The organism is Paenibacillus sp. FSL R5-0908 (assembly GCF_038006245.1).
Classification (GTDB): domain Bacteria; phylum Bacillota; class Bacilli; order Paenibacillales; family Paenibacillaceae; genus Paenibacillus_AQ; species Paenibacillus_AQ odorifer.
The window spans coordinates 1641770-1655983 of the sequence record NZ_JBBOUV010000001.1 but is presented as its reverse complement, the minus strand read 5'-3'; the positions used below and the strand labels follow the sequence as shown (position 1 = coordinate 1655983).

Sequence of the window (14214 nt, the reverse complement as noted above, 5' to 3'; positions counted from 1 at the left end):
GTTGGACTTCCGGCTGCTGATTTCCTAAGCACTCCCCTGCCTCTCCAAATCTATAAAGAACCTGGCAGCCCGCTTAATGCAGCCTGCCAGGTTCTTTGAAATGCTACTTACAAATATCCCAGCAGATTGGAGATAACTTGTGCACCTTCTGCACGGGTCATCGTCTCTTGTGGCGCGAATTGCTTATTGCCGCGTCCCTTGATTAGTCCCGCCTGTTCGGCGATGTTTGCTGCGCTCTTCGCCCAGTCGTGAATCCGGGAATAATCACTGAACGATCCTACAGCAGGTTCATTGGTCTTGCTTCCCTGCAAATATTCATAAGCACGAACGATCATCACAGCCATTTCCTCGCGGGTAATGCTCTGATCCGGTGAGAACGAATCTGCACTTCGTCCGAGCACGATGCCAGCTCCGCTAACAGCTGCAACGGCTTCGGCATACCAGGCCTTGGAATCCACATCACCAAATGTTGAATGGCTTCCTGCCTTAAGCCCAAGCGCGCGTGCAATCATAGCAGCGAATTGTGCCCTAGTTACATCCCCTTGCGGATTAAACTCCGTACTGGAAATGCCTTCGATAATATGCTTCGCGGCCATGGTCTTAATCACATTACTGGCCCAGCTGTCACTGCTGACATCCGTGAACAGCTTATCGTATTCCAGCACCGCATACTGGCTGAAATGCCTTATTTCAGCAGTCCACTTACCATTAGTCAACGTTCCACCCATGAAATCAAGCGCACCATTCGCAGAAATATAGTAGCTGCCTAGCAAGCTTATATTGGCATCCGGATCTACGTTGAACGTAAGTTTCAACGGTTTATCAAAAGCAGTTACCGTTACAGCAGTGCCGTTCGCAGCAACAACCTCCAAGCTGAAGTGGATCACATCACTTGCCGCAGATAAATGTACGGAACCATTAACAGCCCGATTATTGATTAACTGTTCCACAGCATCTCTGGATACCTTCACTGCTGAGAGCTTAATTCGCGCCCCCTCCGTTTGACCTCCAGTAGCTTTTTCTTGAATGCTCTTCAGCACTTCTGGGGTCAGATCGATAGCAACCTTACTCCAAGCCAGACGCAGAGTGTTCTCTCCGATGATTCCTGATAGTCCTGCTGGAAGCAGCACGGATTCTGTAGCTTCAGTGAGCTGAACCGTTATTACTCCTCCAACCGGTGCCGTGAAATCCTTTCGATCAAGAACCTTTTCGGCCTGCGCAAGCGGTGTTGGCGTCGGGGACAGGGTGACTGCTGGCGTTGGTGCTACCGTCCACACTGGTGCTTCCGTTGGCGCCGGCGTAGATGTTGGTGCTGTTGTTGGCTCCGGTTCCGGCGTCGGCGTTGGTGTTGGTGTTGGTGTTGGTGTTGGCGTCACTACCGGAGGTTGCTCTGCTTCGCCCACTGTCACGGTTCTAGTCACTTCGATAGCCGCATTGCCCGCCGCATCACTCACATTATAATGATAGGTGTAGATGCCTGCCGCCTTAGTGTCCAGTGCCAGTACATTCTCCTCATTCTTCGTAATCGTTGCTACAATGTGCAACGTAATGTCGCCATCACGGTCATCTACCGCTGTGGCTCCGGCATCCGTATAGCTTGCGCCATTTTCCAGTTGAATAGATGGTTCACCAAGCAGTGTAATCACCGGCTTCATTACATCCGGATCAAATGCAATAACTACTTTTCTTGTCACTTCCTCAGCCGCATTGCCTGCAGAATCGCTGACATTATAATGGAAGGTATAAATATCAGCTTTCGCCGTATCGAGAGCAGTCAAGCCGTATACTTCACTACTAACTGTTGTAGTTATACGGTCTGTAATATCACCATCCTTGTCATCATAAGCAGTCGCTCCTGCATCTGTATATTCCGAACCGATGTGCAAATTCACTGTCGCATCACCTAACAGAGTAATCAAAGGCTGAACAGTATCCGGCTCCGGCAGCTTGATTGTTCCGCTCGCTGAACTGTCCGCTGTAGCCTCTCCCTTACTCAGTGATACCGTAAAGCTGAAGCTGCCGTTAGTCTCATCGGTTGCTTCTTGGAAGGAAGACAAGGTAATCTCACCGATCGCAACTCCGGTATCATTGAGACCGGGCAAAGCGCCTATCGTCTGCAGCAGCCAAGTCTGGACAGCTTCTTCGCTGTTTGCCGCTTCCTTCTGCACGCTGTATACCGCACCTTCTATGATACTCTTAGCCGCATTTACAGCCTGCTCATTAGCAACACTGGCTTTATCTCTAGCTACAGCCACATAGCTGATCAATGCAGCCTGATTGCCTGAATACGTATTGTTTATTGAGTATTTCACAGTACCGCTCACCGGAAGCGTGAAGTCATAGTTAATCATAGCGCCATTAGGACCTGCGACGAGGCCGGTTCGGACCGGTTTGGTCACTTCTTTCCCTTCAGCGTCAATGTAGCTGAGCGTAATATCCATCGTGCGGTTGGTGTTGTTCCACCAGTCCCGATGGAATGACGTAATCGTATATTTGCCTGCGTTCAAAGGGAGCAGGTATACAAGTGGATTGTTTTTTGTATCCGAACCATAAACACCTGTCTGACTTTTATCAGAAGGAACTACAGCACCACCAAGCCCCTTGAGGAGGTACTTAGTACTGGTATGCCCCCAAACCCCACTGCCTGTCGAAGGCTGATCCGCCTTGTTATTAAGCAAGCTGTCACCTACAAAATCCTTGATTAATGTATACGGCGGCGTGATACCGTCCACCGATACACCAGCATCGAGGAAGTATAAGAGCCCCTCCGGTACCACTTCCACATAACAAGTTGTTTTCAGATTTCCATAAGTGCCGGTTACAGCTACCCGTTCATACGGATTGTTGAAGCTGGCCGCATTTACATTCCACTTTACGGATACCAGCAATTTGGATCCGTCTGCCCGAGTGGCTTCCACCTTGTCTGGAAGATTCGGCAGTTTTCCAGTATAAGTAGCCAAATCCTGAGGAGCGACAAGCTCCCGTATATCTCCCGTAGTCAACTGGTTCTGGGCGGAGATCAGGCGTGCTTCAAGCTGAGTAACTCCTTCCTGATCCAATTTGTATAAAATAGGATTATCCAGTGCTTCCTGTGCAGCGCTCTGTGCATCTACGAAGAGCTGCCAGTCTCTGTCCGAATATTCATCCTGTTTGTTTATTTCTTTCGCGGCTGTTACCGCCGCCTGAAGAGCAGCAGTATCTACAGTACCGGTTACTTCCCCGGAAACAACCGCCACCGCATCGACAACCAAAGTTCCGCTTACCACCTTTATCTGCACATGGTGCTGGCCATATTTAAGCCCGCGGAGTGCGTACGTCTGGTACAGCTCCTTGGAAGCTAATGTATCAGCCGACAGTGCAATGACTTTTCCGTCCACCGTTACCTCAAGCTTAGCCGACCCGTTATTTGCTCCTAGAATATCCAGTCCGGTGCCTTCAAACGTATATTCCATTGCAGCGTCTACAGCCTGGCTGGTAGAAAGAGAACGCTGGTAAATGTACATGCCCGCTCCGTTTATATGGCTCCACGACCCGGTATATATCAGTTTAGGGTTCGGAGCCGCAGCCAGGTCATACATTTCAAGATTGTCTAGAAGCTCTGAATAATACGGCGTGTAGCCCTCAACCTTCTCCACCTTCAAATTATCGAAGCGGACGTGATAGTAGCCGCTGGCCAGATCTACCCGGCCGGACAATTCAGGAGTAGGATCGGTATAGGAAGCCAGCTTCACCCCATCCAGATAGGCAGTCACTTTATCGCCCGCAACCTGAACGGCGATATTATGCCATGCGTCATATGCGGTATCGAATCCGTCGATCTTCACGCCGCCGGAACCGTTCGCGGCATTTCCGCTCGCTACTGCACTATTGTTGACCAGCAGCTGCCAGCCGCCGTCGAACCAGAATTTCAGCACATACGGTGTACCGGTTATGGAGTGGGAACTGCCACCTCCCTGATAACGCGCGCCTATCGCAGCATAATTGGCTCCGCCCTGAGTATTGTTTGTTTCGAACGAAACATCAACACTGGCCTTGTAGTTCATCCACCGGTTGTCGCCGATGGCCGTTACAGGATCTCCGCTGTTCCATGTGCCGCCAAGCCCCATGGTTCCCGTGTCCAGCTGCTGCCGCAGGACATAATTGTCTGCCCCCTCTGGAAGATAGGCCTCAAATGCCCCGTTGCGGTCATGGGTATAACGCGGAATAACGCTTTGGGAACCGCCGCGGGATTCGATATAGCTCTGGGTACCCTCAGATTGACCGCCTGCACCAATCTTCACAACAGTCTGCTTGGAATAGTCAAAATCATCAGCGTACAAAATGTTGTCCCCAGTACTGTGTCCCGCTCCTGTAGCATCAGTATCCAGTACGGTACGCTCGCCTTCTACAGGCAGCGGTGTATTATATTCTTCTTTATCCTTGTTCTTCAAAGTAGACACAGTCACGGTCGAATACGGCTTAATCTTAACGGTATATACCCCGCTACCGTCTGCAGTGACGTCTCCAAGATACTGCATATAATTGCTGTTGAACGCTTCTCCTGCATCAGCGGCACGGGTTTCCCATACTTCCATGGATGGATTACCCGTATAAGCCATATTGACTGTCTGCAGCTTGTAGATTTTGGAATACTCGCTGTCGTTCACGATAACCGTCGAGAAATCTTTTTTATCAGGTGCTGCAAGGGTTATATAGCTAGGAGAACCGTTGCGGCCGCTGACCGGATTGGTGCCTGTCGCACCTGTGGAGCTGGCTTGAGGAACCGCTCGCCAGATCCCAGCAGTATTATCCTCGTTCTCCCAGCCTACATTCGCAAACCAGCTGTAATGCTGCAGAGTGACAAGACCCGCATCATAATGAATCCAGCCTGACCACGGATCGCGCATGCTGACCAATTCCTTGAAGGAATATTGTCCGCCTTCATAAAAGGAGCCAATGGCTGGCTGGTAAATAAAGTGCGTCCGGCGGGAGTTAACGAATCCTTTAATAATCGTGTTACTCATCTCCAGCGGACTGCCGACACCACCAATGCCGGTTCCTGCCACTGTAGGATCTTTCATATTGTTGTTAGGACGGAAAGAGGAATTACTGAAGGTAGACTGCGCCTCACTGTTCCAGATCTCAATATCATATTGTTCCGCGAGTTTTTTGAAATTGCCTGCGCTATCATCGTCCGTGTTGTAGTGGTATCCAGCAATCGGCACAGCTTCCCGCAGAGAAGGATCACTCACCATACTGGCACCGAAGCTGCCAATCCCGACTTCATCGGATATCACAGACTTGATCCGGTTGTACAGTTCCCGCTCTTCGGTGCTGTTGAAGCCTTCGCTGTCAGTCTTGACTCTCTCAGCGTACTGTTTAGTCCACGCCAAATCTGGAGCGTGCTCGTTGATATAAGGATTAACGTAATCGGCCATATAACCGTATTCACGATAAGCGGCCAGAATGGTTTTTTTGTACCAGGTATAGATTTTGTCGTTGTTATTCGCCCAGGCCGGAGCACTCCATCGCAGGATGCTCACTTTAAGATCAGGGTTCACTGCCTTGGCATCTGCGGCAAGCTGGAAGCCGGGATGCCGGGTAACATTTGCCTCTTCATCAGCCGTACGCATAGTCGCCGGGTCAGGTCCCGTGGAGTTATTGCGGTCATTGCCCATCTCGATTTTCACATGCGTCATGAGCGGATGTTCTCCACCGAACAAGATCTGTAGCATTTCTGCATAAGCCTCTGGATGCTCTGACTTATAGTCCAGCAAAAGCGCACTGGTGCTGTTAGCGCTTAGTACGCCAAATCCCTTGAATGTGAGGCCGTTGACATTGTCAGCTTGGATATCGTTGCCGTCAAGCAGAACCTTGACCATAGAAGCTGCGCTCTGTGTAGCCTCTTCGATCTGTTTCTTGATTCCGCCCTTGGCAACGGCGAACCAGCTCAAAATAGGTTTTTCGTCAGCAACATAGGCGTAAGTCAGCGTCATTGGACTACTAACGTCAATGTCTCCAGGAATAGTGAATTCGCCTGAAATTAGCTTAGTCACATTAGTGTTGAACTGGTCAAACAAGATGTTCTTGGTTGCCCCGCTAGCATCCTTATACTCGATCTGAGGACGTATTACACGAGAGCGGCTGCCGTACCAATCATGAAAACCGCTGCTGAGCGTATAGGTTCCAGCTTCAAGCGCTTTTAATTTATACACGATATGATTGCTGGCAGGGTCGGCACGAAGTCCGACAGTCCATAGGGACGGATCGGTAGCTGGATCGGTAAGTCCCCCGTCTTTAGAATTCTTGACCTTGTTTACGGAATCATCAAATCCCCAGTCCGCCGTACCGCTGATATACTTCTGGTCGGGTAACTGGTTGAGCAAGACGCTGCCGCTCAGCGTACGGACCGCTTCGTACAGCGGCGAGGAAGTAGGCCCGTTGCCTACGGAATCGCCCCCTCTGCCGCTATCCACAAAGTAAACCAACGGATTACTTGCGGGCGGAATAACTTCCACACTGGCAACGACCGGCCCCCCGTTTGCTGTACCGCTGACGGTCACGGCATCGTATGGCACGGCAAAGGTATCTGCTCCAATATTCCAGTTCACTGCTGTGCTCTGGCCTCCGATATCAATGCTGGCTGGCAGAGTAGTATCTGCAATTGTTGTAGCCCCCATATGGGCGGCAGCGTAGATAGAATTTACGGTAGCAGCTGAGGCTGCAGGCAGAGTGAATGCCGGAAACATCCCAACTACGAGCGCAGTAGTCATCGTTATTGAGAAAAGCCTTTTTCGAAAGTGCTTTCTGTTCATTCTCTTCTCCTCCTTTGATGGCCAATAATAAAAGAAAGCGTATTCATTTCATTGATAAATGAATAATTACTAGAGTTATACTGACCCCTTTGACTTATAAAAAAACCTAGCAGCCTATGAAGCATGCAACTGCCAGGTCAAATACGGTTCTAGCCCTTAATGCCCGATGCTGCAACACCTTGTACAAAGTACTTTTGCAGAGCCAGGAAAACAATCACAACCGGAATAATGGACACCACACTTGCAGCCATAATCAGGCCATACTCGGCGGAATATTGCGAGATGAACATTCTTAGTCCGATTTGGATGGTCTTGAGTTTCGTATCTGTCAGATAAATCATTGGCCCCAGGAAGTCATTCCAGGTAGCGACAAAGGTGAAGATCGTCAATGTAGACAATGCTGGCTTGGACAACGGCAGCATGATTCGCGCCCAAATTCCATATTCGCTCAAGCCGTCAATACGGGCAGCCTCGCATAATTCATCCGGAACACCTTGATAGAACTGGCGCATCAGAAATACTCCAAATGCCGAGAATGCCTGCAGCAGTATGATTGCCAAATGCGTGTTGTTAAGCCCCATGTAACGCATCAGGATAAATTGCGGCACCATGTAAGCCTGCCAAGGGATCGCAATTGTTGCAATATATCCAAGGAATAGAATGTTTTTTCCCCGGAAATGCAGTTTGGAGAACGCGTACGCAGCAAAGCTGGAAGTCAGTAGTTGTAGAATCGTTACGATAATCGATAATTTCGCCGTATTGTAAATAAAACGTCCCAGCGGAATCCGTGTCCAGATATCCGCGAAATTCTCCCAGCGCGGATTCTGTGGAATCCACTGCATTGGGAAGGAAAACACATCTTTGTTCATCTTGAGTGAAGAAGACAACATCCATATATACGGAACCAGCATCGCTAGTACTGTCGCAAACAACAATATATACACAAGAACCATAATGCTGATTCTAAGTCCTTTACTTTTACCAACCATATCTTTTGAATCCTCCTATTGTCCGTATTTCTTCTCGCCGCGGAACTGGACGATGGTGATGCCAAGTACCAGTAGAAATAATACAATGGCCATGGCGCTGGCATATCCGTAATCAAGCGAGCGGAACGCCGTATTGTAGATTTGATACACCATAACCCTTGTAGAATCATTCAACTGGTTATCGGCGCCGGCAAATAGGTTGATAAAGATATCGTAGACTTTGAACGAATTGATGACTAGAATCATCAGAACAAAGAAAGAGGTAGGCGCCAGTTGAGGGACCGTCACATTGCGGAATCTTCTCCACGCGCCCGCACCATCAAGTTCAGCAGCCTCATACAATTCAGGGTTGATGCCCTGAAGACCTGCCAAGTAAATAACCATGTAATAACCCATGTTTTTCCACACTGTAAACAGTATTACTGTAAACATCGCCCAGTGTTTATCCGCTGCCCAGCGGGGAAGATCCTCCAGCGGGATACCGGTAAGGGTATGCAGGATATTGTTGATCGGACCCATCGTAGGGCTGAAGATAAAGTTCCATACGGCAGCAACGGCTACCAGGGATGCTACATAAGGGAAAAAGAATACGGTTCTCATGAAATTGCGGGCCATTATCTTCTGATTAAGCAGAATCGCCAGCGCCAGCGCGACAATCATGGTGAACGGTACTACGCCAATAGTGTAAACAATGGTATTCCATAATGCTTTGTGAAATGTTGTATCTCTGATCAACCGGGTGAAATTGTCCAGCCCGATAAACTTCATTGGATTGGCCCCGTCCCATTTCACAAAAGCAAGGATAAAGGCAAAAAACATGGGTACCAGCGTAAACAGGGCAAATCCGATAAAGTTCGGCGCAATGAAGCTGTAAGCTACCAGGTTTTCCCGGACACCTTTTGACAAATGACGTTTAGGGATCTTTTTTGTACCCAATATGGTTTCGTTCTGCATTCTTTCTCCTCCAAACCTTCTAAAACTTCCCCACAAATCTATACTTTTTAATATAAAAGGCGGGCTTTCACCCGCCCTTAGAGCTGGCTCTCTTAAGGTTAATTATTCAAGAGCTGCTGTACGCGAGCATTCATATCATCCAAACCTTCGTCAATCGAAGCATTTTTAGTCATAATATTGTCATGCGCTTCATTCAAAATAACTTCGATGTCCGCGCTTTTTTCATGCATAGGCATTTCCAGATAAGTCTTAACAGTAGTCAGTGCCGCTTTGCTGTTCTCATCCGCAGGGAAGCCCTCGATGGAAGTAATGGAATTGATAACTTCATCATTCTTAATCGCTGGAATGGTTCCGGTGGAAGCAATAACTTTAGCGCCTTCTTCACCAGTCACGAATTTCATGAAATCAAGTGCTGCTTCTTTATGTTTGGATTTCTGATTTACAGCCAGAGAAGTAATTGTACCCAGGGTTGTACCGGCTTCCACACCATCCGGATGAGGGTATTTCGCAATGCCCCAGTTAGCCGATTGGGACTCGCCGCTCTTCACTTTCTCAATCTGTGTAGCGATAAACCAGCTGCCCATGTTCATAGTAGCAACGGAATTATTGTAGAATACGCCAGAATAGTGCGTGCTTGAAGTCTTCAGTGTGGCGTAATCCATTACGATGCCGTCTTCCTGTTCTTTCAGGATCCGCTCATAGGTTGGCTTCAAGAAATCGTAGTTTCCGTCAACAACAGTGTTCTTGCCGTCCAGAATACCGAACAGTTGAACCGCACTACGCCAAGTATGGTAGTGAGCTCCGTACACTTTTTCAGAACCGCTGCCGGAAGTCATTTTTCTGGCCAACTCATCATATTGCTCGAATGTCATATCATTGCTTGGATATTCCACGCCTGCTTTGTCGAACAAATCTTTATTGTAGTAGAGAATCCAGAAATCGCTGCGGAAAGGAAGCGCATACACCTCATCGTTCACTTCGATTTGTTCTACAGTACCTCCATATACCGAAGGATCAATCGCGTTGCCACTCATAAAGCTTTTAAGCGGCTCCAGGTGATTCTGTTTCACAAGGTTCGAGTAGCCCGGAATATCTTTAATTGTAAGTACATCCAGATCTGCGCCACCGGACAGTTGTGTGCTTAACATAGTCATATAGTCCGTCGACCCCAAATCGACATATTCGATCGTTACATTCGGATGCTCAGCTTTATAGGCATCGATTAGTGGCTTGTAGTAAGCGGTAGCTTCCCAATCCCACAAGGCCCATTTCAAAGTCACAGGCTCCAGGCTCGGTTCAGCGGAAGCGTTTGCAGAATTCCCCGTTGCTGGAGCTGTCGTTGCAGCAGCACCTTCGTTGTTGTTATTACCAGAACATCCAGCCAGCAGACTCATGGAGAATACTGTGGCGAGGGTTATGCCATAGAATCTTTTCAGTTTCATTTAAATATCCCCTTTTCTTCTGATTGTGTAACTACGATCGGCTCATCTGAGCTTAGTTCAAAGTTTATAGCTTTTTTCGCAAGAATGGCATGCATTATCAAACAAAGTTCATTCACTTTTCTGTGTTCTTCTTCCCTGCTCGGATTCAAACCTGTAATTTTCTATCTAAAACATGTAAAATATTCAGCTTATGTACCTCCCTCTGTATCGGAACGCAGGAATATGCTATGGTATATGAAAACGCTTTATATGTTTTCACATTTTGTAGAGGAGTGTTAAATACGGTAAGAAAATCCACCATTAAAAGTCGCATTATTCTGCTCATGGCCGTATTCGCACTGCTGATAGCGTCGCTGCTGTCTTTTTTTAGCTATGAATTAATTACTTATTATCAGCGTAAAACAACCATCCAGGCGACCGAGTTCAATCTGCAGCTGGTATCCCATATTATTGAACAGGATTTAATTGACCTGTCATCGCTGGCGATGACCTGCAGCACTAACTCTTCTACTAATACCCTGATCACGGACTATTTCAGTTCCCCTAAGGCTAGCTCTAAGGAAGCAGTTAATGTATTTAACTCGATGCAGCAGGACTTCCTGAACAACCGCTCCAACAGCTATGCCCGCCGTCTGATTGTTACGGACAGCAACGGAAAGTTTCTGCAGGTAGATAAAACCGGCACCTCTGTTCCGCTTACCATACACAATATCGGTCAAATTACCGGCCTTAGCAACGATGCCGAGGAGAAATGGGACCGGGTGATCAAGGATCCGCTCTCCAACACGAACGGAATTCCTTTTGTTTTTCCTATTTACGGCAAAGGAGCTTCCCGCGTTGGAACAGTGTACCTGTTAGCGAATACCACTGTTATTACCGACAAGCTGAAAGGGTACTCCCTGCCGAAGAATTCCCGGCTGCTGCTAACGCTCGGCAATCATCATTATCAGCTCATCGGCGATCAGGTCATCGCCATTGCAGAGCCGTATGAACCGGTGGCCTATACCAATGATAAACCTGTCGGTCCGCAAACCGAGCTGTCCATGGTCAAGCTGGAGGACGAGAAAGAGAGCCATATCGTGGTATCTTATCCCGTACGCAGCGGAGTCATTCTGTCACAGACTTTATCTAATGACCTGTTCGCTCCCAAGACAAATATATGGATTCTGGTTATGCTCGGCGTCTGTCTCCTAGTTATTGTCTTAAGCGCTATCATTACGCTGTATCTTACCCGTACCATCAGTCTTCCGGTGGAAAAACTGAAGAAGCGGATTGATAAGATCGCCCAGGGCAATTTCCTGCTGGACCGCAATATCGAATGGAACAGCGAGCTTGGCGATGTCGGCCGGGGCATTAACCGCCTGTCCCAAGATATCGTAGCGCTTATGGACAGCCGGCTCGCTGACGAGAAACAGAAGCAGGAGCTGGAATACCGGATGTTGCAGAGTCAGATTAATCCCCATTTCCTGTACAACACACTGAATTCGATCAAATGGATGGCTACAATTCAGAATGCTACCGGCATCGCGGAAATGACCACTTCACTATCCAGACTGCTGCGCAGCATCGCCAAAGACAACCGTAGACTAATGCCGCTAAAAGATGAGCTGAGCCTGCTGGATGATTATTTTCTAATTCAGAAATATCGCTATGGCAGTACGGTTTCTATGGTAAAGGAGATTGACAACGAGGAACTGCTAACCGGCCTAATTCCACGATTCACGCTCCAGCCCCTGGTCGAGAACGCCATCTTCCATGGCATTGAGCCCAAAGGCAGAGGAGAAATTCTCATTAAGGTGGCCAAAAGTGGATTCGCCGATATTCTAGTTACGATTGAAGACAATGGTGTAGGGATGAAGGAAGAAGAAATCTCCACGATTCTGTCGAATCCAGGTGAGGGAAGCAAAGAAATGCCCGAGAATATTGGACTCCGCAGCGTAAATGAACGTTTGCGCCTGGCATTTGGAGAAAATTACGGTCTTTCGATTGAGAGTGAGCCGGGCCAATATACCCGGATGAAGATTCTTCTGCCGTTCCTGCAAAAGGAATAGAGTAGCATACCAAGCAAGGATGTGATGGAATTGATCAAGTTGTTAATTGCTGATGACGAGGCGCTGGTTTGTATCGGCTTGCAGTCCATGCTGAAGTGGGAGCAATATAATATAGAAATTGTCGGCATTGCACACAACGGGGCTCAAGAGGAAGAAATGATTGACACCCTCCGTCCTGACATCGTAATCAGCGATATAAAAATGCCAATTAAAAGCGGCTTAGAAGTTGCCAGTGCGGTACGCAAAAAACACGGCCGGCTTCCGCTGTTCATCATCTTAACAAGCTACGAGGAATTCGAATACGCACGTGGAGCGATTGAAGTGCAGGCTACAGATTATCTAGTGAAGCTAGAACTGACACCAGAGGCACTTGATGCCTCCATTCGGAAAGCAATTTCCCAATTGGAGGCTTTTCAAACCCTAGACAGCTATCCTATGCTTGCTCATAGAGGCAATCTACAAGCCCAACGCGATAAATTTTTCATCCGCCTGTTCAATAACTTATTCGCAAATAAAAACCAGTACCTTTTGCAGAGAGATGATTTAAACCTTGAGCTCAAGGAACCTGCATATCTAGTCTGCACTTGCCGTATTTTGGGGCCAGACAGTGTCCCGCCCCGCGGCGATAAAATGGTTGCTCTGTGCTCAAGTACCGTCCAAATGGCCAAAGATACGCTTACTTCCATAAGACCTTGTTATGTGACCAGTCTGGACTTGCGCAATTTTGCTGTAACCCTGCCCGTCAACGGGACGGATTCACGGCAATGGATGGCAGAGATTGAAATGCTATTGACCCATATGGCCTCCATACTCCATAACTACTTCAATGTAAGGATCATCGGCGCGATCGGCTTTGCGGTCGAGGATCCTTATTTGCTGCGGGAAAGCTACCTCGCTGCGCGAAAAGCGCTTCCTGCTGCGGTTAAAGCACAGTCGTTTGTGTTTTTTGCCGAAGGAGAGTCGCTGGAGCAGGATCATCTGTTGTTTGATTTCTCCGAATTGCGTACAGAGATCCGCCGTGCTTTTGAAGAAATGGATACCCAAGCTTTATACGCCATTATCTCCAAAATGATCGAAATCTTCGACGGCCGGGCCGACCTGCTGGTTCCCGCCACTGATGCCGCCTGCAACATTCTGTACATGGCCACTTCACTGCTCGCAGACGGTGAGAACATTGTGGAACAAATTTTCGAAAATGAACCGGAGGGCTACCGGGCTATCTACCAGATGCATACGATTGAAGAGATCACCGGCTGGCTGATCCAGTTCCGGGACGGTTGCTCAGACATCCTCTCTACCCGCAGACAAAGCTACAAGGAGCAGCTCGTCAAAAATGTCCAAGAATATATTAAACGAAATCTAGGAACTAAGCTCTCGCTCAATCAAGTGGCTGATGTCTTCAATTTCAGTCCCAACTATCTGAGCCACCTTTTCTCCAAGGTTGCCAAGGTCAACTACGTGGAATATATCACGGAGATCAAAATCACGACAGCCAAAGAAATGATGGCACGCGGGGAAGGACGCATCTACGAAATCTCACAGAAGCTGGGATATGAGAGTGCCTTCTATTTCAGTAAAGTTTTCAAAAAGGTAACCGGAATTTCCCCCAGGGAATACATGCAGCAACTTAAAGCAGATTCACCATCTGACCGAAGCCTCGGAGTAAACAACCGTTCTTGAGATCAAGAGATTATTAAGAATAATCTCACTTTGCAAAAATAAAGCCAATAAATCTGCAAGGAGCAGGCCCTGTTCCTTGCAGATTTATTGGCTTGCCATCACCCTCAGCAGCATCCCTAAGTATCCCCCTTATTCCTGCAATTTTTTTATTTTTATTTTTAAACTAGCAAAATGCTAATACTCCGGTCTTTCTGCCCTAAAAGTCTACCAAAAAACCGCTTACGAGACACTTTCCCAGCTATTAAGACTACTGTTCCCATATTGACTTTTCAACATATAGTAATTAAAATAAACAACGCACACT

General features: G+C 47.9%; 6 protein-coding genes. 2 read left to right on the top strand and 4 right to left on the bottom strand.

Features of this window, described 5'->3' with window-relative positions; all coding sequences use genetic code 11:
• Nucleotides 1-107: 107 nt before the first annotated feature.
• The 4 genes from MKZ09_RS07425 to MKZ09_RS07410 form a co-directional block, all read right to left on the bottom strand.
• Entirely contained in the window at nt 108-6794 is a 6687-nt protein-coding gene (locus tag MKZ09_RS07425; protein ID WP_143767341.1) for an S-layer homology domain-containing protein, read from the bottom strand.
• Between the two features lie 149 nt (nt 6795-6943).
• A complete protein-coding gene (locus MKZ09_RS07420; protein WP_081383301.1) occupies nt 6944-7783 on the bottom strand; it encodes a carbohydrate ABC transporter permease in 840 nt (279 codons plus the stop codon).
• 15 nt (nt 7784-7798) lie between these two features.
• The gene (locus MKZ09_RS07415; RefSeq protein WP_036675858.1) at nt 7799-8737 is read right to left on the bottom strand and encodes a carbohydrate ABC transporter permease; all 939 of its coding nucleotides are present in this window, start codon (nt 8735-8737) and stop codon (nt 7799-7801) included.
• Nucleotides 8738-8835: 98 nt separating this feature from the next.
• Nucleotides 8836-10179, bottom strand: a complete 1344-nt coding sequence (locus tag MKZ09_RS07410; protein ID WP_076206167.1) for an ABC transporter substrate-binding protein — start codon at nt 10177-10179, stop codon at nt 8836-8838.
• Between the two features lie 227 nt (nt 10180-10406).
• On the opposite strand from MKZ09_RS07410, the gene MKZ09_RS07405 reads away from it, so the two are divergent.
• On the top strand, nt 10407-12230 hold the full coding sequence (locus tag MKZ09_RS07405; protein WP_081389045.1) for a sensor histidine kinase: 1824 nt from the start codon (nt 10407-10409) through the stop codon (nt 12228-12230).
• 30 nt (nt 12231-12260) lie between these two features.
• Nucleotides 12261-13910, top strand: a complete 1650-nt coding sequence (locus MKZ09_RS07400) for a helix-turn-helix domain-containing protein (RefSeq protein ID WP_076206169.1) — start codon at nt 12261-12263, stop codon at nt 13908-13910.
• Nucleotides 13911-14214 lie beyond the last annotated feature (304 nt).